General features: G+C 70.9%; 17 protein-coding genes. 9 read left to right on the top strand and 8 right to left on the bottom strand.

Annotated features, from left to right (window positions below):
* Window positions 1–101 precede the first annotated feature (101 nt).
* Window positions 102–2,678 (bottom strand): D-alanyl-D-alanine carboxypeptidase, encoded by a 2,577-nt coding sequence (locus QA802_RS18510; protein WP_334523901.1) that lies wholly within the window; start codon window positions 2,676–2,678, stop codon window positions 102–104.
* 237 nt (window positions 2,679–2,915) lie between these two features.
* On the opposite strand from QA802_RS18510, the gene QA802_RS18505 reads away from it, so the two are divergent.
* The 3 genes from QA802_RS18505 to QA802_RS18495 all read left to right on the top strand — a co-directional run bounded on the left by QA802_RS18505 (window position 2,916) and on the right by QA802_RS18495 (window position 5,239).
* The gene (locus QA802_RS18505; protein ID WP_319276115.1) at window positions 2,916–3,671 is read left to right on the top strand and encodes a GOLPH3/VPS74 family protein; all 756 of its coding nucleotides are present in this window, start codon (window positions 2,916–2,918) and stop codon (window positions 3,669–3,671) included.
* A 331-nt stretch (window positions 3,672–4,002) separates the two neighbouring features.
* Window positions 4,003–4,860, top strand: a complete 858-nt coding sequence (locus tag QA802_RS18500) for a helix-turn-helix domain-containing protein (RefSeq protein ID WP_319166569.1) — start codon at window positions 4,003–4,005, stop codon at window positions 4,858–4,860.
* A gap of 187 nt (window positions 4,861–5,047) precedes the next feature.
* Window positions 5,048–5,239 (top strand): DUF397 domain-containing protein, encoded by a 192-nt coding sequence (locus QA802_RS18495; protein WP_319166571.1) that lies wholly within the window; start codon window positions 5,048–5,050, stop codon window positions 5,237–5,239.
* A gap of 165 nt (window positions 5,240–5,404) precedes the next feature.
* On the opposite strand, the gene QA802_RS18490 is transcribed toward QA802_RS18495, so the two are convergent.
* On the bottom strand, window positions 5,405–5,908 hold the full coding sequence (locus QA802_RS18490) for a glutathione peroxidase (protein ID WP_334523895.1): 504 nt from the start codon (window positions 5,906–5,908) through the stop codon (window positions 5,405–5,407).
* Window positions 5,909–5,918: 10 nt separating this feature from the next.
* Window positions 5,919–6,944: an ArsR family transcriptional regulator gene (locus QA802_RS18485; RefSeq protein WP_334534732.1), complete on the bottom strand. Its 1,026-nt coding sequence runs from the start codon at window positions 6,942–6,944 to the stop codon at window positions 5,919–5,921.
* 94 nt (window positions 6,945–7,038) lie between these two features.
* Between QA802_RS18485 and QA802_RS18480 the strand changes: the two genes are divergently transcribed.
* Window positions 7,039–8,229, top strand: a complete 1,191-nt coding sequence (locus QA802_RS18480) for an MFS transporter (RefSeq protein WP_334523892.1) — start codon at window positions 7,039–7,041, stop codon at window positions 8,227–8,229.
* Between the two features lie 7 nt (window positions 8,230–8,236).
* Here QA802_RS18480 and QA802_RS18475 read toward each other — a convergent pair whose 3' ends face one another.
* Window positions 8,237–8,836 (bottom strand): DUF4396 domain-containing protein, encoded by a 600-nt coding sequence (locus tag QA802_RS18475; RefSeq protein ID WP_334523889.1) that lies wholly within the window; start codon window positions 8,834–8,836, stop codon window positions 8,237–8,239.
* 933 nt (window positions 8,837–9,769) lie between these two features.
* On the opposite strand from QA802_RS18475, the gene chvE reads away from it, so the two are divergent.
* Together chvE and QA802_RS18465 are read left to right on the top strand one after the other, a co-directional pair.
* Window positions 9,770–10,858, top strand: a complete 1,089-nt coding sequence (gene chvE / locus QA802_RS18470) for a multiple monosaccharide ABC transporter substrate-binding protein (protein ID WP_334523886.1) — start codon at window positions 9,770–9,772, stop codon at window positions 10,856–10,858.
* A gap of 365 nt (window positions 10,859–11,223) precedes the next feature.
* The gene (locus QA802_RS18465) at window positions 11,224–12,708 is read left to right on the top strand and encodes an MFS transporter (RefSeq protein ID WP_443042142.1); all 1,485 of its coding nucleotides are present in this window, start codon (window positions 11,224–11,226) and stop codon (window positions 12,706–12,708) included.
* A gap of 38 nt (window positions 12,709–12,746) precedes the next feature.
* Here QA802_RS18465 and QA802_RS18460 read toward each other — a convergent pair whose 3' ends face one another.
* Window positions 12,747–15,299, bottom strand: a complete 2,553-nt coding sequence (locus QA802_RS18460; RefSeq protein WP_334523883.1) for a GH32 C-terminal domain-containing protein — start codon at window positions 15,297–15,299, stop codon at window positions 12,747–12,749.
* A 416-nt stretch (window positions 15,300–15,715) separates the two neighbouring features.
* Here QA802_RS18460 and QA802_RS18455 point away from each other — a divergent pair, with 416 nt between their 5' ends.
* The 3 genes from QA802_RS18455 to QA802_RS41610 all read left to right on the top strand — a co-directional run bounded on the left by QA802_RS18455 (window position 15,716) and on the right by QA802_RS41610 (window position 17,752).
* Complete coding sequence (locus QA802_RS18455) at window positions 15,716–16,783, top strand: LacI family DNA-binding transcriptional regulator (protein WP_334523880.1); 1,068 nt, start codon at window positions 15,716–15,718, stop codon at window positions 16,781–16,783.
* A 190-nt stretch (window positions 16,784–16,973) separates the two neighbouring features.
* Window positions 16,974–17,078 carry a LacI family DNA-binding transcriptional regulator gene (locus tag QA802_RS41615; RefSeq protein WP_443042141.1) on the top strand — a complete coding sequence of 35 codons (105 nt, stop codon included), beginning with the start codon at window positions 16,974–16,976 and terminating at the stop codon, window positions 17,076–17,078.
* Between the two features lie 368 nt (window positions 17,079–17,446).
* Complete coding sequence (locus QA802_RS41610; RefSeq protein WP_443042140.1) at window positions 17,447–17,752, top strand: substrate-binding domain-containing protein; 306 nt, start codon at window positions 17,447–17,449, stop codon at window positions 17,750–17,752.
* Window positions 17,753–17,884: 132 nt separating this feature from the next.
* On the opposite strand, the gene QA802_RS18445 is transcribed toward QA802_RS41610, so the two are convergent.
* The 3 genes from QA802_RS18445 to QA802_RS18435 form a co-directional block, all read right to left on the bottom strand.
* Complete coding sequence (locus tag QA802_RS18445) at window positions 17,885–18,709, bottom strand: SDR family oxidoreductase (RefSeq protein WP_334523877.1); 825 nt, start codon at window positions 18,707–18,709, stop codon at window positions 17,885–17,887.
* A gap of 198 nt (window positions 18,710–18,907) precedes the next feature.
* Window positions 18,908–19,372, bottom strand: coding sequence for a plasmid transfer protein KilB (kilB, locus tag QA802_RS18440; protein ID WP_334523874.1), 465 nt, complete (start codon window positions 19,370–19,372; stop codon window positions 18,908–18,910).
* A 117-nt stretch (window positions 19,373–19,489) separates the two neighbouring features.
* Entirely contained in the window at window positions 19,490–20,332 is an 843-nt protein-coding gene (locus QA802_RS18435) for an NAD(P)H-binding protein (protein WP_334523872.1), read from the bottom strand.
* Between the last annotated feature and the right edge of the window lie 259 nt (window positions 20,333–20,591).

Raw genomic sequence — 20,591 nt, 5'->3', positions numbered from 1 at the left:
CCGTTGCGACCGGCAGCCTGTCCCGTTTCGCGACGCTAGCACGCACCCCGCCGGGCGGCTGCCCGACGGGGTGCGGAAGGCGTACGCAGGGGTGTCGCGGGTCAGCCGACGCGGGTCAGCTTGTCCGCAAAGCCCGGCTCGGCCAGGTCCGTCTGCAGGGCGACCGGCACCTTCACCGCGCTGCTGGTGCCGTCGCCGACGGTGAGCGTGCCCACCTGGGTGCCGGCCTTGGCGGTGTGCGGCACCTCGCCGGCGGTGAACGACAGCTTCACCGTCATCCCGGCCCAGCCGACCGCCGAGACGTCCTTGGTGATGACGACGGGCGTGTGGCCGCCGAGCTTGTCGTCCACGTACCCGACGACGTCGCCCTTCTTCAGGATCTTCGCCGAGGTGAGCGCGTCCTCGGCGGCGAGCAGCGCCGTCTTGCTGACCGCGTTGACCGTGGCGAGGATCTTCTGTTTGTGCTGGCCGAGGATCGCGCCGACCAGGGTCACCGACTTCCCGTCGACCTTTTTGCGGGAGGCGAAGAGCAGGTTGCCGCCGGCCGCGGTGGTGCTGCCGGTCTTGATGCCGATCGCGCCGATCTTGAAGGGCAGCTCGTTGTAGTTGTTCCAGTACTTGCCGGTCGGGTCGGTCCAGCTCGCCGCGCTGGAGACGGCGACCAGGGCGGGCTCCTTCACGAACGCCCGGCCGAGCTTGACCTGGTCCTCCGCCGTGGAGACCGTGGTCTCCTTCAGGCCCGAGGGGTCGGTGTACGTCGTGTTCGTCATCCCCAGTTCCTTGGCGGTGGCGTTCATCTTCTTCACGAACGCCTCCACCGAGCCCGCGTCCCAGCGCGCGAGCAGCCGCGCGATGTTGTTGGCGGAGGGGATGATGACGGCCGACAGGGCCTGCTTCTCGGTCAGCTTGTCGCCGGCCTTGACGGTGTTGAGCGTCGACTCGTCGCCGGTGACGTCGTAGCCGCCCTCCTTCTCCGCCGTCGCGTCGACCTCGATCTCCGGGCCTTCCTCCCCGGCCTTCATCGGGTGGTCCTTGGCGATGATGTACGCGGTCATGGTCTTGGCGACCGAGCCGATGGCCACGGGCGTCTGCTTGCCGAAGGCGCCCATCGTGCCGACGCCGTCGGCGTCCATCCAGCCCTGACCCTCGTTCGGCCAGGGCAGCTGCGTCCTGCCGCCCTCGAAGGTGTACGAGCTCTTCGCGGTCAGCGTGAGCGCGGTCGCCGGCAGCGGGCGAACGGCCTGCGCGATCGCAAACACGACGACCAGCAGGAGGACCAGCGGCGTCCAGATCTTGAGCCGTCGTCCGAGGGTGCGCAGCGGGGTCGGCGGGGGCGGCGGGGTGTTCGTCAGCTCGGCCAGCAGGTCCAGCGGCGGCTTCGGCGGCAGCGGCTGCTGCGTGGTCCGCTCGGGGCCGACCTGCGGAACGAGCGCGGTGACGTCGGCGGGCGTCTGGGCGGCGGGCGTCGCGGGCTGCGCGGGCTTCGGCGGACGGGGCTCGTCGAGCGGCTTGAGCGCGACGAACCTGCTGGTCCGCTCGGCCGGCGGCGCGGGCTTCTCGTCGGCGCCGGTTTGCGCGGCGGTGTCGGCCTTCCCGGCGGTGTCGGTGTCGGTCGCGTCGGCGGTGCGGGGCGGGTCGGCTTTCTCCTCGGCCGGCCGGGGCTTGACGTCGCCGAGCTTCAGCATGGTGGTCGGCTGGTCGACGGCGGGCCTGGGCCGGGGGGTCTTGAAGACGGCGGTGGGCTGGTCGACGGGGGAGCGGTCGGCCTTGGCCTCCTCGGACCCGGCGTCGGCGTCGGGCTTGCCTGCGTCGGACGCCCACTTCGGCGCGGGCTTGGCAGCCGGGCCGGTCCTGGCCTCGCCCTCGGGCTCGGCGGACTCCGGGGACTCCGGGGACTCCGGGGACTCGGCGGACCCGGCGGACTCCGGGGAGTCGTCCGAGGCGCCGTCCGGGATCGCGTCCGCGGGTTCGTCGGCCTCCCCGTCGGCCTCCCCGTCGGTCGGGTCTTGCGCGTCGGCCGCTGAGGCGTGCTCAGGGCTCTCGTCGTCCGCCGTGGCCACCCACTGGGCGACCGCCGCCCGCAGACGGTCCTCGCCGCCTCCGGGGGCCTCGGGGGCCTCGTCGCCCTCGCCGGGGGTCTCTGCGGCGTCCGCGGTCCCGTCGCCGTCCTCGGGGTCGTCCCCGGCGCTGTCGGCGGCGCTCTCCTCGGTCGCTGTGGCCGTCCCGGCGTCCCGCGCCTCCTCGGAGTCGCCCGACGTGGCTGCGGGGGTCTCCTCGGCGGCCTCAGGCTCCCCGGGCGGCTCGCTCTCCGCGGATCCCGCTTCGGCGGCCTCGGAGCCGGCATCGGTCTCCGTCTCGGTTCCTGTCTCCGACTCGGTCTCGGTCTCGGCCTCGGAAGCGTCGGCGTCGGCGTCGTTGCTCGCGGCGTCGTTCTCCGCGGCCTCGGGCTTCTCGGGCTCCTCGGCCTCCTCGGTCTTCAGATCCCGTACCGAGAACACCCGCGTCGCCGTGTCCACGCCGCCGCGGGCCGACGAGGGCTCGCTGTCCCGCGCCACCGCGACCCGCGGATCGCGGATCTCGCGAGATTCCCGTGCCTCGGGAACCGTGCCCGCGCTCCCCGACGTCGGTTCTGCCGACGACTCGCGCTGCTTCGACCTGTCGGGGGACTCGCCCGCCACCGATGCCTCCTCGTGTGCCGCACGCCGTCAGCGCGCCTGCCGAACCGTGAACAGCCCGCCCCGGACCCGCCTTGCGGCGTTGTCCGAACCATGTACCAGTGTCGTGTGTAGTGGGCTTGGCTCCTGCGGTAGACGAGAACGACATACCTACTGGTTCCACTACAAACAGGTCACGCACCCTCGACAGATGAATGTGAGAGGGGTCACCCTGTCATTCATCCACGCGGGGAGGCATGGATGGGCAGGAGCCGCAGAACGATTCCGGAAGAGCTTCTTCTGCTGGCGTTGGACCCGACGACGGGTACCACCGCACAGCCGCAGTCGCTCGACCTTGGTCTGGCCGGAGCACAGCTAGTGGAGCTGGCACTGGCCGGGCGGATAGCCCCTGACGGGGATCGTATCGCCGTGGTGTCCCCACGGCCGACTGGAGACCCAACGCTGGACTGCGCGTTGGAGTTGCTGCGAAGGCGTGGCGCTCCCGTACGGGCTGTCCACTGGATCGGCGGGCCGCGTCTCGGGCTACGCCAGACCTACCTCTCGCATCTGGAGCGGTGCGGCATGGTGCATGCCGTGGCGGGCCAGATGTGCGGAGTGCTGCCGACGACTCGCTACCAGGCGACGGACACCGACATCAGCCGGGAGATCAAGGCCCGGCTGGACTCCGCGATCCGCACCGGCGTGCCGCCGGACCCGCGGACCGCGGCGCTCGCCGCGCTGGCGCACGCGGTCGGCCTCGGCAAGCACCTGTACCCGGGCAACGAGGGACGTTCGTCCCGCTCCCGGTTGCGGGATCTGATCAGGCACGACCCGATGGGCGGACTCGTGGCGCACGCCGTGATGGACGTCCAGAACGGCGCGGTGGCACAGCCGCGCCGCAACCAGGCGCCCCCCGGCCGGCAGGCCGGACCGGGAGCCAGGCCCGCTCCGGAACCCGCCCGTGGCGTTCCGGCGCAGCCGCACCGCAACCCCATGGCGCGTGTGGTGGCCCTCTGAACCTTCCAAACCCTCTGAACCCTCCGATTCTTCTGAGCCCTCAGGGACCTCCGAGTCCTCAGGGCCCTCAGACCTGAGACCTGTTCGGGAGCCGACGCGGCCCGCGCGGGACGGTGCGTACACCGCCCCGCGCGGACGTGTGTCGCGAGCCGTCGCGCGCTCTCGGGAGGCGTCGGGAGGCGTCCGGAACCCTTCGGATTCCTGTCCGAACTGGCGCGCAGCAGCCGCATATCCACCGTTTTCCAGCGCCGGAAAGCGCCTTGGTGGCAGTCTGCTGAACAGCAGATACGCAAAGTGTTGAGACAGACACGCAGCCGGAGGTGCACGTCCCGTGGCGTCCAATGTCAATCCCACCGTCAGACGACGCCGGTTGGGCCAGGAGCTGCGCAGGCTCCGTGAGCTCAAGGGCATGACCGCCGAAGAGGTCGCCGAGCGTCTGCTGGTGTCCCAGTCGAAGATCAGCCGGCTGGAGAACGGCCGGCGCAGCATCAGCCAGCGCGACGTACGCGACCTGTGCGGGGTGTACGAGGTCGAGGACCAGCGGATGGTCGACTCGCTGATGGAGATGGCCAAGGACTCCCGCCAGCAGGGCTGGTGGCACGCCTTCGGCGACGTTCCGTACAGCGTCTACATCGGTCTGGAGACGGACGCGGCGAGCCTGCGCGTGTACGACCCGCAGGTGGTGCCCGGGCTGCTGCAGACCCGTCAGTACGCGGAGGCGCTGATCTCGGGCGCGCTGCCGGAGACCGCGCAGACGGAGATCGACAAGCGGGTGCAGGTGCGCCTGCGCCGGCAGGAACGGGTCTCGTCGGGCGAGAACCCGCTGCGGCTGTGGAGCGTCATGGACGAGTCGGCGCTCCGACGCGTGGTCGGGGGCCGAGAGTTGATGCGGGACCAGCTGGAACACCTCGTCGAGCAGTCCCAGTTGCCGCATGTGACGGTCCAGGTGATCCCGTTCGAGATGGGCGCGCATCCGGGTCTCAACGGCCAGTACGCGATCCTTGAGTTCCCCGACACGGCCGACTCCAGCGTGGTCTACATCGAGGGCGTCACCAGCGACCTCTATCTGGAGAAGCCGAACGACGTGCAGAAGTACAGCGTGATGTACGAGCATCTGCGCGCCCAGGCCCTGAACGTGGAGCAGTCCCGCCGGCTCATCGCCGACATCGCCAAGAGCTACGTGCGGTGAGGTCCGGCGAAAAGGGGCGCATGATACGCGATGTCACCAGGGTTATGGAAGTTCCCAAGGGGATATGTCACCCGGTCGAGTGAATAGTCGCTTCGTCAGTCGATGTTGGCGAGTAGCGTCGATCACGCCATCAAGCAACACGGTTGGCGTGAAGACAGCAACTCAACAACTGCACTCCGGAGCAAAAATGGCAATTCGTCAGGGCAGCGCGTACACGTGGACCAAGTCCTCCTACTCCACGGGCAACGGTGCGTGCGTCGAAGTCAAGTCCCCCGCCGTACAGGCCCTGTTCGTCCGGGACTCCAAGGTCCAGGACGGCCCGACCCTCGTCTTCCCCGCCGACGCGTGGAGCGACTTCGTGGCGTCGGTCAAGGCGTAGGGCGGAGGACTTCCTGACCCTCAGCCGGATACCGAACACCACTGCGGAAGCACCACCCACGGGCCCTCTCGTCCAGATCGCCGTCCTAGCCGAGGGGGCCCGTCGCATGCCCGGGCGGCCCGGCCGCCCGCCCGCTCAGCCGAGGCGGCCGGCCCGCCCGCCCGCTCAGCCCAGGCGGCTCTCGATGGCCGCGACCACCTCGGGGGCCTCCGGCTCCGTCTGCGGGGAGAACCGGGCGACGACGGAGCCGTCCCGGCCGATCAGGAACTTCTCGAAGTTCCAGCGGACGTCGCCGGTGTGGCCCTCGCCGTCCGCGAACCCGACGAGCCGCTCGTACAGCGGGTGCCTGCCCTCGCCGTTGACCTCGACCTTCTCCGTCAGCGGGAAGCTCACGCCGTAGGTGGCCGAGCAGAACTGCGCGATCTCCTCGGCGCTGCCGGGCTCCTGCCCGAGGAACTGGTTGCAGGGCACCCCGAGGACGGTGAAACCCCGCCCGGCGTACCGCTCCTGCAGCCGCTCCAGGCCGGTGTACTGCGGGGTGAGCCCGCACTTGGAGGCCACGTTCACCACCAGCACGACCTGGCCCGTGTACTGCGAGAGCTCCGCGGAGCCGCCCTTGAGGGCGTCGATCTGGACGTCGAGGGGAGAGGTACCGGCATCAGTAGTCATGCTTCGGATGCTAACTCCGAGCAGGACCGTCGGCCCCGGCCGCCGCAGCCGCCGGTCCCACGGGGTCGCCTCCGGCCGCCTCCGCCAGGGTGTCTCCCGCCGGCGTCCGCGAGTACAGCACCGAGCGCCCCGCGCGTCGCCGCTGCACCAGGCCCGCGTCCAGCAGCACCCGCAGATGGCGGCCCACGGAGCCGAGGCCCTGGCCGGTCAGCGCGACCAGCTGGGTGGTGCTCAACGGGCCGGCGAGCAGCACCAGCACCGCGGCACGGCCGGGACCCAGCAGCGCGCCGAGCGCGGCCGGCGCCGCCCCGGCGCGGCCGCGCCGGTCCTCGGCGAGCACGCCGGCGCACGGGTAGACGACGGCGTACCGCTCCCGGCCCTCCCACGACACCCAGCCGGCCTTCGGCGTGACCGGCACGAACAGCAGCTCGGCCCCGGAGATCTCGCGGGGCGGATACTCGTGCGGGTTCACCTGGAAGCGGCTCTCGCCGAGCCAGCGCGTCCCCGGCCGCAACGAGTCCAGCACCGCCGCCCAGCCACCCCGGCTGACCTGCGCCGTCCGCGCGACGACGTCCGCCTCCAGGACGCGCCGGCGGCGCTCCCAGTCCGGCCGGACGTCCGTCTCCCACACGTGCTCCAGCAGCGCGGCCGCCCGCTCGGGCAGGTCGTCCCGGTCCAGGGCGGCGGGCAGTGGCCCGGCCAGCGACGTCCGCAGATGCGCCCGGGCGTCCGCCGGATGGGCCGACCGCACCCGGGCCACGCCCTCCTCGAAGCTCTCGCCGTCCCTCGGCGTGGGCGTCAGGAAGTCGGCGATCCAGCTCCTTCCGAGCCCCGCCCGCACCAACAGCGCCGTCACCGGGTCGGCGGCCAGCGCGGCCCGGTAGCCGGGCAGGTGGACGTGCAGCCACTCCCGCTCGCCGGGATGGTGACCCACCCCGGCGTGCAGCAGCTTCAGACTCGCGAAGGTCTCGGTGAGCGGCGAGATCACGAACCGGCTGCCCGCCAGCGTGTCCGCGTTCACCTGCCACCAGCCCACGCGGCCCCTTTCGTCCCGGACGACCCTCCGCACGACCTTTCGCACGACCGCGAAACAATAACCGGCCCGCTCGACGCCGTCCGAGACTCCGCGCATGTCTCGCTACCGACCGCTTTTCCGCACCCCGGAGTTCACGCCCCTCTTCGTCTCCTCCGCCGCGCACACCGCCGCCTCGACGGTGGGCGGCCTGGCGCTCGGCACACTCGTCTACCGGGCCACCGACTCGCCGCTGCTGTCGGCGATGAGCATGTTCGGGCCCTCGCTCGCCCAGGTGCTGGGCGCGACCCTGCTCCTCTCCGGCTCCGACCGGCTGCCCCCGAGGGCGACTCTGGCGGGGATCTCGCTCGGCTTCGCCGCCACCACCGCCCTCCTGGCCGCCCCGGGCCTGCCCGTCTACGGCGTCCTCATGGTCGTCCTGCTGCAGGGGCTGATCGCCTCGCTCGGCGGCGGGGTCCGCTGGGGACTGCTGAACGAGATCCTCACCAAGGACGGCTATCTGCCCGGGCGTTCGCTGTTCAACATCCTGCACGGGCTGATGCAGATCACCGGATACGCGGCCGGCGGCGTCCTGGTCGCGGCGCTCTCCGCACGCCGGACCCTGCTGCTCGCCGCCCTGCTGTACGCCGTCGCCGCCGCGGTCGCCCGGCTGGGGCTGACCGCCCGCCCGCCGCGCGCCGCCGGCCGCCCCTCCGCCGCCGCGACCCGGCGCACCAACGCCGTCCTGTGGTCCTCCCGGCCCCGCCGCCTCACCTACCTGGGGCTGTGGCTGCCCAACGGTCTGGTCGTCGGCTGCGAGGCACTGTTCGTGCCGTACGCCCCGGACGCGGCGGGCACACTGTTCGCCTGCGCCGCGCTGGGAATGCTGGTGGGCGACGTGACGATCGGCAGGCTGGTCCCGCCGGCGGTGCGCACCCGGCTGGCGACCCCGCTGCTGCTCCTGCTGGCCGCGCCCTACGCCCTGTTCGCCCTGCACCCCGCTCTTCCGCTCGCCGCCGCCTGCGCCGCCCTCGCCTCCGTCGGCTTCGGCGCGAGCCTGGCCCAGCAGGAACGCCTGATGGCGCTCACCCCGCCCGAACTCAGCGGCCACGCCCTTGGGCTGCACTCGTCCGGGATGCTCACCATGCAGGGCGTGAGCGCGGCCCTGGCGGGCACGGCGGCCCAACTCACCTCGCCGGCCACGGCGATGACGGCGATGGCGCTGACGTCGATCGCGGTGACCCTGGCGCTGCACTCCGCGGGACGGGCCGGCGAACGGCAGACGGCACGCACGGGCCCGGCTGAGTGAGCACGCCTCAGCCGTGGGTGTGGGCGTCGGTGTCGGCGTGGTCGGCGTGGGCGTGGGTGTGCGCGACGGCGTGTCCCTTGCCGCGGGCGATCATCCACTTGTTCACCGGCGTCGTGATCAGGAAGGCCACCACGAAGCCGCCGAGGAGGGCCGCCCAGAACAGCCCGTCCGACAGCTGGGCGTCCATCGCTCCCGGCGTGAAGGCGACGATCGCGTTGTCGACCAGCTCCATCACGGCGATCGAGACGGTGTCGGCGGCCAGCGCCACCTTGACGGCGGCCCGGAGATCCAGGCCCGCTCGGCGCACCGAGAACAGGGTGAGGGAGTAGCCGAACAGGAACGCGAGGAGGATCGCGACGACCATGGTCGGCACGTTGCCCCAGCCGAGGACGGTGCCGACGACCATGCCGAGGATCTCGCCGACGGCGCACCCGGTCAGGCAGTGCAGTGTCGCCGTCACGGCCATGCCCCAGGAGGCGTGACCGCGGCGCTGCTCGGACCGGCCGGCCTGTCCGTGGCCGCCGCCGGGGTGGTCGTGCCGGTGTGCCCGGTCGTGCTCGGTGTGTCCGTCGTGCTCGTCGTGCTCGTCGTGCTCGTCGTGAGGCATGCTTCCTGTATACCCCTGGGGGGTATCGAGGGCAAGCAGTAAGCCGTGTGCGCCCCTGTTGGCCGCGTCGCAGCTGCGACCGTGACTGTGCTGTGCACTCCGCCCGCGTGACGGGCCCTGCGCTGGACGATGGCGCCGAGGGCGCGTGGGGTCTTCCGGCGTGGCGGCGTGGCCCGGGACCGTGCGGGGCCTGACAGGCCAATTGCTGGTCAGGGCGGGAGCGTCGCCCGGAACGCCGCCCTCCGGTGCCGCCGCGGGCAGCCGAAAGCGATTTTAAACACCTTCAGAGAACGTTTTCGTTCGCCCCGTTGACACCTTGCGCACCCCCTTTTAGGGTCGCGCCAGCATTCTGGCCAGGTGACGAAATTTCGAACGGTTGAGAGGCAAGTGCCCTGCGCACCACCGGAGTCAGCACACTCATGACCGGAAACCGGTGGCACAGCCTGACGTATTTACAGGTGTGTACCGGCAAACCGGTGAGTGGAGCGGGCGAAATCCGAGTGCGCCGCCGCGCGGGGGCGCTTTTCGGCGATCTGCGGGCCGCAGAGGCGTCCGAATCCCGCCCCTTGCGAACGGCCGGGCGACCCGCCCCTCGCGCCCCTCTCTCCGGCCGTGTTCCCGGTACTCCTCGGGTCCTCTCGTGCCCCTCGCGCTCCCTGTACTCCTCGGGTCCTCTCGCCATTCGGCCGACGTCAGCGAAATCCGCCGACCGTTCATGGCTGTCAGGTCCGCCGCACGGTGCCGCCGGAAGTCGAACGGCCCACGGCCGAGGCCGGGCCGGGCACCCGCCCGTCGCCCGTCCGGCACCCGCCCGTCCGGCACCGTCCGTGCGGCGACCACGGTCGGGTACGCGGCCCCACTGCTTCTTCACCACCGACGGCTGACACTCCGTCACCAACCCCCCTCATCGACGAGAAACTAGGAACGATCGCCATGCGCAACCGAAGAGCCTTCCTCGCCGCCCTCACCGGAGTCTCCCTGTCCCTCACCCTGTCCGCCTGCGGAGAGAGCGGCAGCGGCAAGGAGAAGTCCAAGGGCGGCACCATCGGCATCGCCATGCCGACCCAGGCGTCCGAGCGCTGGCTGACCGACGGCAAGAGCGTCGTCAAGGACCTCAAGGGCTACGGATACCAGACCAAGCTGGTCTACGGGCAGGACGACCCGAAGACCCAGGTCTCGCAGATCGAGGAGCTGATCAAGCAGGGCGTCGACGCGCTGATCATCGCGGCTATCGACAACAAGTCGATGAACGGCGTGCTCGAGCAGGCCGCCGCCGCGAAAATACCGGTGATCTCCTACGACCGGCTCATCCTCGGCACCGCCAACGTCGACTACTACGTCTCCTTCGACAACGAGCAGGTCGGCCGGCTGCAGGCGCTTTACATCATCGACAAGCTCGGTCTGGAGGACGGAAAGGGACCGTACAACATCGAGATTTTCGCCGGTTCACCCGACGACAACAACACCCAGTACTTCTTCGAGGGCGCGATGCACCTTCTGCAGCCGTACCTGGACAGCAAGCAGTTGATCGTCCGGTCCGGCCAGACCGCGCTCAAGGAGGTCACGACCCTGCGCTGGGACGGCCCCACCGCGCAGAAGCGGATGAACGGCCTCCTCTCCGACTTCTATCGGGCCAAGAAGGTCGACGCGGTCCTGTCGCCGTACGACGGCATCTCCCTCGGCATCCTCAACGCGCTGAAGGCGGACGGCTACGGCTCAGGCAGCAAGCCCCTGCCCATCATCACCGGTCAGGACGCCGAGAAGCCGTCGATCAAGTCGATCATCGCGAACGAGCAGTCGCAGACCGTGTACAAGGACGTCCGCCAGCTCGCCTCCGCGGCGGCCGACATGGCCAACGACATCCTCAACGGCAAGACGCCGAAGGTGAACAACAGGCTGGGCTACAAGAACGGCGTCAAGGCCGTGTCCGCCTACCTGCTGCAGCCGACCAGCGTCGACAAGAGCAACTACAACTACGTGCTGGTCGCGGGTGGGTACTACACCGCCGCCGATCTCAAATAGCCGTACGGGGCGGACGTCCGCCGGCACGACCCTCCTCCCCGCTTCACCCGCCCTGGGTGAGGCGGCGGCCGTGCCGTCGGTGAACGCTTGGCGTGGACCGGTCTCCGACGCGGCCTGCCCGACCCGCACCGTGTCGGACGAAGCGGGCCGTACCGAGCAGGCCGTAGCGACCAGGCCTCGGTACGGAGCCGGCCGGGTCGTACCGAGCGGGTCGTACCGAGCGGGTCGTACCGAGCGGGGAGATCTCGTGAACGGGCATTCACCCATCGCGGAACACGGCACGGTGGTCGGCGATCTCCGGACCGCCGCCCCATTGCCGTCCGACAGCATCCTCGACCGGTGGTGCGCACCGAGGGGCGACACCGGTGGCTGAGAGGGCCGGGCCCCCGCAACCGGACCGGCCGACGGGGCGGACCCGGCCGACGGAACGGTCGGGCCCGAAACGGGTGCTCGCCGCCCTCGCCCTGGCGCAGTTCATCTGCAGCTTCGCCGGCTCCAACATGAACGTGATGATCAACGACATCAGCGAGGATCTCGACACCACCGTCCAAGGCGTCCAGGTGGCGATCACGATCTTCCTGCTGGTGATGGCCGCGCTGATGATCCCCGGCGGCAAACTGACCGACCGCTACGGCCGCAAACGCTGCTTCCTGGCCGGTCTCGTCGTCTACGCGATCGGCGCCCTGCTGAGCGCGGCCGCCCCGGGGCTCGGCGTGCTGATCCTCGGCAACTCGATCCTCGAGGGCATCGGCACGGCGCTGCTCATCCCGCCCGTGTACATCCTCACGACCCTCCTCTATCCGGACGTCACCTCCCGCGCCCGCGCGTTCGGCGTCATCATGGCGCTCGGCGGCGTCGGAGCCGCCGCCGGGCCGCTCATCGGCGGACTCATCACCACCGTCATCAGCTGGCGCGCGGCCTTCGTGTTCCAGGCCCTCGTGATCGCGGTGATCGTCTTCCTCAGCCGGCGCATCGACGACCCGCTGCCGCCCGACCGGACCCGCCCCTTCGACATCACCGGAGCGGTCCTGTCCGCCGTCGGCCTGGTCCTCGTCGTCATGGGCATCCTCGCCGCGGACGACAACGTCTGGCTCATGATCGCCCTGCTGGCCGCCGGCGCTCTCGTGCTCGCGTGGTTCTTCCGCTCCGCCCGCGCCAAGGAAGCGTCCGGACGGGAGCCGCTGCTGTCCCTGAGCCTCTTCCGCAACCGCACGTCCGACCTCGGCCTCGTCACGCAGAACGTGCAGTGGCTGCTGCTCATGGGCACGTCGTTCACGGTGGCCGCCTATCTGCAGGTCGTCCGCGGCTACGACGCCGTCCAGACCGGGGTCGTCTTCACCGCGGCCACCCTGGGGCTGCTGGCCACGTCGCTGTCCGCCGAGCGGCTGGCCCGCCGGCACCCCCAGCGCACGCTCATCATGACGGGCTTCGCCATGTCCCTCGCCGGAGTGGCCGTCCTGATCGTGCTGGCCGGGAGCTTCTCCACGGCCTGGGCCTTCGTCCCCGGCCTCCTCCTCATCGGACTCGGCCTCGGCGCCATGCTGACCCCGTCCGTCAACGTCGTCCAGTCGAGTTTCCCCGAGGAACAGCAGGGCGAGATCTCGGGCCTGTCCCGCAGCGTGTCGAACCTCGGCTCGTCCTTCGGCACGGCCATCGCCGGCACCATCCTCGTGGCCGGGCTCAGCAAGGGCGCCTACGCCGCCGCGATGATCACCCTGGCCGCCATCGGGCTCGGCGGCCTCGCCGCGGCGGCACTCCTGCCCCGCGAGACGACGCCCCCGAGCCCCCCGAGCCCGCCGGCCCCGCACGCCACGACGCCCCCCACCCCCCGCACCCCCCGCCCCCGGTAGACCTGCCTGCTGCCTGCCTGCTTGCTGCCTGCCTGGTGTCACCGCCAGATGGACTTCAGCTGCCACGCCTGCAACTGGTCGAGGGTGGCGGTGCCGCCTTCGGCGAAGACGGCCACGCCGGTGCTGGACGGGTCGGGGAAGACCTGATCGGTGAGGGTGACCTGTTCGCCAAGCGCGTTCTGGGCGTACACCTCGACCGAGGAGGCGTCGACGAGGACGTGCAGGCTCAGCGGCCCGCCGTGGAGCGCCAGGGGAGCGCGGTGGACGCCGGAGAAGGTCGGGTCGAAGTCGGTCGCGCCGGAGTCGGTGCGGTCGATGTACACCTCGCCGGTGGTGGTGTCGTAACCGATGCGGGTGCGCTGCCCGCCGCCGGTGAGGACGTCCAGGCCGAAGCGGTCGGCGGTGCCGGCGGTGAGGTCGGCCCGGAGCTCCTGGCTGCCGCCGTGCACCGCGAGCGGGGTGGTGGTGTCCGCGACGCGCGTGCGGGGCGCCCGGGCGCCGGCGCCGCGCAGGCCGGTCAGTTCGCGGACGGGCTGCTGGAGCAGCTGGACCTTGCCGTTCACGGTCCGCAGGGAGAGCTCGCGGGGGAAGGACTGTGCGCTGCGCCACGGGCTGGTGGGGATGGCCTGCCCGTAGTTCCAGTTGTTCATCCAGGCGATCATGACGCGGCGGCCGCCGGGTGCGTCGGTCCACGTGTTGGCGGCGTAGAAGTCCGCGCCGTGGTCGAGCCAGTGGGCGCGCCGGGTGGTGTTCAGGGCGGGCTCGCCGGCGACGGTGAACCGGTCGGCGAGGATGTGCCCCCAGCCGCCGGAGTTGGCGTCCACGATCTGGATCCGGGCCTCCTTGCCCGTGTACGCCTTGGTGTTGAAGGAGGCCCAGTCGAGGTGCTCGGAGTCGGCGCCGGTGACGCTCTGCACGACCTCGCCGTCGACCAGCAGGTTGACGCCGGTCTCGACGGAGGGGGGCTTCGCCTGGGTGTCGGAGAGCACGACCTGGTCGAGGTTCAGGTGGCCCCAGCCGCCCGTGTTGTCGTCGACGACCTTGATCCGGGCCTGCTTGCCCTGGAGGTCGGACAGGTCCCAGGAGGCCCAGTTCAGGGCTTCGCTGTTGGATCCGGTGGCGGAGCGCACCACCGTGCCGTCCACGACGAGCTCCACCGTGGTGGGGGCGTCGGAACTCGCGGGGTGGTAGCCGCCGCCGATGAGGAAGTCCAGGTACTTCTTGTCGATGGTGAAGGCGGGGGAGGTGAGGGTGCCGGTGCCGGCGTCGCCGTTCAGGAAGCTGTTGACGAGGCCGCTGCCGAGGTGGCCGGTGACCTGGTTCTGGCCGGGGAGGGTGCCCCTGGCCGGTCCGGTGCCGAAGGCGTCGCCGGTGGTGGTCCAGTCGCCGATGGGGCTGGTGTAGGCGCTGCCCTCGAAGTCGGCGAGCGTCACCCCGGTGGGCGTCGGCCGGCCGCCCGGGACCGAGCCGGGCCGGTGCGGGTGGTTGCCGCCGCCGACCTTGAAGTTGATGTGGTCGCCGGTCACCGTGAAGGCGGGGGAGGTCAGGGTGCCGGTGGCGGCGTCACCGCCGTGGAAGCTGTTGGCGAAGGCCTTGCCCTCGAAGCCGGTGACGGTCTGCTGGCCGTCCACCGGCCCGGTCGCCGGCGCGCTGCCGAACGCGTCACCGGTCGCCGTCCAGTCGCCGAACGAGCCGGACTCGAAGTCCTGGACGACGGTGCCGCCCGGCGGGGTGTAGACGGCGCCGGCGTCGTCGGAGGCGAACGTCTTGCCGTCGAAGTCGCCGACGAAGTACTGGGCGCCGGAACCTCCCGCGATGCCGCCCGGGTTGAGGTTGACGGCCAGCACCCACTTCGTCTTCTTCGTGTTGCCGTCGACCGGCAGCGGGAACAGGTCCGGGCACTCCCACACCCCGCCGGTGGCGCCGGCCGGGCCGAAGTCGCTCTGATGGGTCCAGTGCTTGAGGTCGGCCGAGCTGTAGAAGGCGATCTTGTGCTGGTCGGCGAGGGCGACCGCCATCAGCCAGCGCTGCGTGGGGGCGTGCCAGAACACCTTGGGGTCGCGGAAGTCGTTCGAGCCGATGTCGAGCACCGGGTTGCCGTCGTACTTGGTCCAGGTGGTTCCGCCGTCGGTGCTGTAGGCAAGGGCCTGCTGCTGCTTGCCGGAAGCTTTCTGCGCACTGGTGTAGACGGCGACGAGCGGCGGGTTGTTCCTCGTGCCGAAGCCGGTGGTGTTGTTCCTGTCGAGGATCACGCTGCCGGAGAAGACCATCTCCTGGTCGTCCTGCGGGAGGGCGACCGGGAGCTGCTTCCAGTGCACGAGGTCGGTGCTGACCGCGTGGCCCCAGGAGATGTCGCCCCAGCTGTTGCCGGACGGGTTGTACTGGAAGAACAGGTGGTAGCGGCCCTTGTAGTAGATGAGGCCGTTGGGGTCGTTCATCCAGTTCTGGGCCGGGGTGAAGTGGAACTGGGGGCGGTACCGCTCCTGGTAGAGGGGGTCGGCCGAGGCCGGCGAGGCGGCGACCATGCCGAGCCCGGACAGGACAGCCAGTGCGGCCAGCAGTCTGCGGCGCGGACGAACGGTTCTGGGCATGACGCTCCTTGCGGGCGGGCGGGCGGGCGGGCGGGCGGGCGGGCGGTCGGGCGGTCGGGCGTGCGGGCGTGCGGACTCGGCTCAGGCCGAGGTGAGGGCTGACACGGGACGCGCGTGGGACGTGAGGGGGCGAGGGGGGAGACGCGATGCGTGACGCGGTCGGGCCGTGACGGATGGTGACGCGGTGGTGACGGGGGCGGCGGCTACGTTCGTGGCCTCGTCCAAGGCCACGAAAGGGTCAACGGGTGCGGGGCAGCACGGCACCGGCGGCTCCGTCACCGGCTGGAAACGTTTCGCCGAAAGTAGGGGCAACCTGTCGCCGAAGTCCAGACCCTGTGCAGGAAAACTCCGGAATGCGAGGATCGGAACGGCTGCTCGGCGCCATCGAACCAAGCCACCGATTCCCGGGAGAAACGTTGCCCAGCCAGCAGGACGACACCGGTCGGCGATCGGCGACCATGCGCGACGTCGCGACCATGGCCGGGGTGGGGATCGCCACCGTCTCGCGGGTCGTGAACGGCAAACCCGTCACTCCCGACCTGGCGGAACGGGTGACGCGCGCCGCCGAGACACTCGGCTACCGCCACGATCTGACGGCCAGCAGCCTGCGCCGGGCCGACCGCCGCACCAGCACCCTCGGCCTGGTCCTGGAGGACGCGGCGAACCCGTTCTCCGCCGCGCTGCACCGCGCTGTGGAGGACGCCGCAGCCGAGCGCGGCCTGCTGGTCCTCGCGGGATCCACCGACGAGGACCCGGTCCGCGAGCGCGGCCTGCTGAAGACCTTCACCGCCCGCCGGGTCGACGGCCTGATCGTGGTGCCCACGGGACAGAACGACAGCGACCTCGACGCGGCCCGGCGCGCCGGCACACCCGTCGTCTGTGCGGACCGCCGCACCACGGCGCCGCAGGTGGACACGGTGACGGTGGACAACCGCGCGGGCGTCCGGGCGGCCGTGAAAAGGCTGCACGAGGCCGGTCACCGGCGCATCGCCTTCCTCGGCGACCTCCGGTCGATCTGGACCGCCGACGAGCGCCACGCCGGGTTCGTGGAAGGGCTCGCCGAGGTGGGCTGCGTCCGGCACCCGTCCCTCGTGAGGCGCGGCCTGCACGGCGCGGAGGCCGCCCGGGCGGCCACCCGCGAACTCCTGGCCCTCGCCCACGCGCCCACCGCGATCGTCTCCGGCCAGAACCTCCTCACCCTCGGGGCCCGCCGGACCCTTCAGGACCTTCGGCTGCAGCGGCGGGTGGCGCTGATCGGCTTCGACGACCTGCCCCTCGCCGACCTGCTCGAACCCGGCATCTCGGTGATCGCCCAGGACCACGCCGCCATCGGCCGGGAGGCCGCGGGCTTGCTGTTCGACCGGCTCGCCGGCGAGGACGGCCCCGCCCGCCACCGCGTACTGCCCACCCGCTACCTCGCCCGCGGCTCCGGCGAACTCCCCGCGCACGCGCCCGGTCCCGCGCCTGCTCCCGAGGGCCGCTGACGGCGTCCCGCGCTTCAGTGCCGAAACCGGCCTGGAACCGAAACCGAACCGGAACCGCTACCGAAACCGATGCCGGTTGCGCTTCCGGTACCGGTTCCATCGATCTCGGTACGATCGGTCTTCGGTGCGAGAGGAACGTCTTCCGCCTCTGCGTGGAGTCAGTGGAGTGAGTGGAGTGAGAGGAGGTGGCATGGGAGTCACCATCGCCGACGTGGCCTCACGGGCCGGCGTCAGCAAGACGACGGTCTCGCGCGTGCTGAATGCCAAAGCGAGATCAACGAGAACACCGTCCTGAAGGTCCGCAAGGCGATATCGGGGCTCGGCTATGTGCCGAGCGCCGGAGCGGTCGGACTCGCCCGCGGCACCACCCAGATGATCGGCATGCTGGTCCCCGACATGGCCTGGGCCTGGCCGGCATCGTGCAGGCGGTCGTCGAAACGCTGGAGACCGAGGGCTTCGGTCTGCGCATGCTGACCTGGAACCGCGGGAACGGCTGGACGGCTTCGTCGACGTCTACGCGGAAGCCGGCGTCGAGATCGGCCGGCGCAGCATCATCTGCGGCGACTTCCAGTTCGAACGCTGCCGGAGCGCGGTGACGCGCGCCGTCGCGGACGGCCTGGAGTTCGACGCGGTCTTCGCACACAACGACCCACGGCGGCCGGCGTGCTCGCCGCACTGCACGAGGCCGGCCTGTGGGTTCCGCAGGATGTCGCCGTGGTGGGCTTCGACGACGTCGAGATGGCGTCGTACGCCTATCCGGCACTGACCACCGTCCGCCAGCCGATGCGGGAGATGGGTGAGGCGGCCGCGCGGCTGCTGCTGGACCACGTGCGCGGATCGGCGGAGGCCGCCTCCTCGTGCATCGTGCCCACCAGCCTCATTGTCCGTGGCTCGACGTCGCAGCCGGGCCAGGGCCGGGCCAGGGCCTGCCGTGGTCCACGGTCGTCCGGTCGAACCCCTGCTCCGTGAAGAGCCGGTGCGCCACCGCGACCACCTCCGCCCGCACCGTCGCGCGCATACGCTCGCGCAGGCCGGGCGGCTTGGGCGGACCGGGCCGAGGTGTCGGGAGCCGGTCCGGTCCGGTCCGGCCGTGACGCGTGGCTATACGGCGACGCCCTGGGCCTGCGTGGCGACGTCGGCCCATTCCTCCCAGGTCTTGAGCCGGTCGGCGAAGACCTGCGGGACGAGGTGCAGCGGGGCGGTGCCGAAGAAGACGCGCAGGGGCGGGTTGTCGGCGTCCACGACCTTGAGCAGGGCCGGGCCGACGGCGTTCGGGTCACCGGACTTGACGTCGCCCCAGCTCGCGGCGACCGCGGCGCGCAGCTCGTCGTAGGCGGGCAGCTGCTCCGCGAAGACGCCGGAGGAGCCGGCCCAGTCGGTCTCGAAGCCGCCGGGCTCGACGAGGGTGACCTTGATGCCGAAGCCGGCGACCTCCTGGGCGAGGGCTTCGGTCAGGCCTTCCAGGGCCCACTTGGAGGCGTTGTATCCGCCCAGGTTGGGGAAGGAGACGACGCCGCCGACCGTGGAGATCTGCACGATGTGGCCGCTGCCCTGGGCCCGCAGGAGGGGAAGGGCGGCCTGGGTGACCCACAGGGCGCCGTGGAAGTTGGTCTCCATCTGGTCGCGGACCTGCTGTTCCGTCAGTTCCTCGACCGCGCCGAACAGGCCGTAACCGGCGTTGTTGACGATCACGTCCAGGCGGCCGAAGTGGTCGTGCGCCCGCTGGACGGCCGCGGTGGCGGCGGCCTTGTCGGTGACGTCCAGGGTCAGCGGCAGGACCGCGTCACCGTACGCGGCGACCAGGTCGGCGAGGGAGTCGGTGTTGCGGGCGGTCGCCGCGACCTTGTCGCCGCGCTCCAGGGCGGCGTGGACGAACTGGCGGCCGAAGCCGCGCGAGGAACCGGTGATGAACCAGATCTTGCTCATGCGAAAACTCCCGTTCGGAACGAAGTGCGTGGGAGAAACTCTACATCGCATTGAGACTAAGTATCAAGAAGAGTCGAAGATGCGTGCTGAAGGTTGGTCTCGCTCGAAGAGAAGGCCGTCGGCAACCGCCGCGACGTCGACCGCCGGGTTCCCGGTCCGTCGGCGTGGTGAATCGGCCGAAGGGCCTGCGCGCGTACCTCAGAGGTGCTTCTTGGCCGAGTCGACGAGACGGCTGATGTTGTCCCGTGTCCGTACTCTCCTCTCGTCCAACTCGGCCCGGGAGTCCGCCTTGGGCAGCTCCGTGATGTCCGCAAGCACTTCTTCCGCTGTTCGGCTCAGCCTGTCGTCGTCCGTCAGCATCTGCACCCGGAACAGGGCCTCTTGGGCACTGGAGCGCAGGTCGTAGGCGCGGATGCGCACCGCGTCGGGGTCCTCCGGCGGAGGCTGCTCATGCTCGCAGAACCACAGATGGACCAGCCCGCGGCGATAGTTGATCAGCGCGCCGGCGTAGGCGGAGTACGCGTCGAGCCGCTCCTGCCGAAGTTTCTCGCGGCGGGTGAGCTGATGGCTCCTGTCGATGGTGCGCTGCTGGAACGCCAGAGTGATCCCCGATCCGAGCAGGGTTCCGAGAACGGCTATCGCGCTGGCGATGATGGCTTCCACGCCTGAAGCTGATCACGTCTCGCGGCAACGCGTGGGTTGCCGGCCCCAACCGGTCGTGCCCCCGGCCGGATTCGAACCCGCGGCACGGCCGCCGCCGCACCCGCTTCACCGCACTGATCAGCCGCCGAAGGCGCGGGCGTTGTCGCGTGCCCAGTCCGCGAAGGTGAGCGTGGGCCGGCCCAACAGCTCCGCCACCGTGCCGGTGGTGGGCCCCGGTCGGTCGGCGTAATCGGCCAGGGAGCCGAGCAACCGGGCGGGGACCTCCTCGGACAGCCCTTGGGCGAGCATGCCCTGCCGTACCTGCTCGGGCGGGAGCTCCTGGAAGGACAGCGTCCGGCCTATGGCGGCGCCGATGAGTCGTACCTTCTCGATCTGGTCGAGGGACTGCGGCCCCGTCAGTGTGTGGATCGCCTTGCTGCCAAGGCTGCCCCGAAGTGCCCGTACGGCGACCGCCGCGATATCGGTCTCGTGAATGGGAGAGGTGGCGGCCCGGCCGTACGCGCCGCGCACCACGTCACCGGCCCTGATCTGGGGCGCCCAGGCCAGCGCGTTGGCGGCGAAGTCGCTGAGGCGGAGGACCGTCCAGTCCAGGCCCGAACTCATGACGACTTCCTCGGCGTGCTGGAACTGGGCGGCGAAACGGGCCTCCCCCGCCGGGTACTGCACGGTGGTGGCCGACAGCAGCACCGCGCGCCGTACGCCTTGCTCGGCTGCGAGCCTCAGCAGTTCGCCGAGGCCGGGCCCGGCGGCGCGCGGGCTGATCTGCAGCGCTTCCACTCCTTCCAGCGCCGCCTCGATCCACTCGGGGTGGAACAGGTCGCCGCGGACCGCTGTCACGCCGTCAGGGAGCCGGGCCACGCCGGTTCCACGCGTGACCGCGGTGACAGCCGTGCCCTCCTGAACCAGTTGGTTCATCACCTGACGTCCTACGACGCCATTGGCTCCGGTGACAAGGATCATGAGATTGCTCCTTCACTCGATGCGCGGATGGAATGGAATGGGGGATGAGGTGGGGTGAGGTGAGGTGAGGTGAGGTTCGGTCACCACGTGACGGGGCCGAGGCCGTCGACGACGATCCCGCTCAGGCCGTCCACGTCGAGCGTCGCGACTCTGACGATCGAGTCGGGCCCTCGGTGGCTGTCAGCCGGCCGAGATCTCGGGTTGTCACCGGCGGGACCGCGACACCCAAGCCGTGCTGGAGTTCGTTCGTCGGGGTGAG

It is taken from the genome of Streptomyces sp. B21-105 (assembly GCF_036898465.1).
GTDB lineage: Bacteria > Actinomycetota > Actinomycetes > Streptomycetales > Streptomycetaceae > Streptomyces.
The sequence above is the reverse complement of the archived record's forward strand: the minus strand, read 5'-3'. Positions and strand labels throughout refer to the sequence as shown.

What these genes read in the sequence shown, in the direction of transcription:
- QA802_RS18505 (WP_319276115.1), top strand. Translation starts at nt 2,916, where the DNA reads ATGGGCAGGAGCCGCAGAACGATTCCGGAAGAGCTTCTTCTGCTGGCG.
- QA802_RS18495 (WP_319166571.1), top strand. Translation starts at nt 5,048, where the DNA reads ATGGCAATTCGTCAGGGCAGCGCGTACACGTGGACCAAGTCCTCCTAC.
- QA802_RS18490 (WP_334523895.1), bottom strand. Translation starts at nt 5,908, where the DNA reads ATGACTACTGATGCCGGTACCTCTCCCCTCGACGTCCAGATCGACGCC.
- QA802_RS18480 (WP_334523892.1), top strand. Translation starts at nt 7,039, where the DNA reads ATGTCTCGCTACCGACCGCTTTTCCGCACCCCGGAGTTCACGCCCCTC.
- QA802_RS18475 (WP_334523889.1), bottom strand. Translation starts at nt 8,836, where the DNA reads ATGCCTCACGACGAGCACGACGAGCACGACGAGCACGACGGACACACC.
- chvE (WP_334523886.1), top strand. Translation starts at nt 9,770, where the DNA reads ATGCGCAACCGAAGAGCCTTCCTCGCCGCCCTCACCGGAGTCTCCCTG.
- QA802_RS18460 (WP_334523883.1), bottom strand. Translation starts at nt 15,299, where the DNA reads ATGCCCAGAACCGTTCGTCCGCGCCGCAGACTGCTGGCCGCACTGGCT.
- QA802_RS41615 (WP_443042141.1), top strand. Translation starts at nt 16,974, where the DNA reads ATGGGAGTCACCATCGCCGACGTGGCCTCACGGGCCGGCGTCAGCAAG.
- QA802_RS18445 (WP_334523877.1), bottom strand. Translation starts at nt 18,709, where the DNA reads ATGAGCAAGATCTGGTTCATCACCGGTTCCTCGCGCGGCTTCGGCCGC.
- QA802_RS18435 (WP_334523872.1), bottom strand. Translation starts at nt 20,332, where the DNA reads ATGATCCTTGTCACCGGAGCCAATGGCGTCGTAGGACGTCAGGTGATG.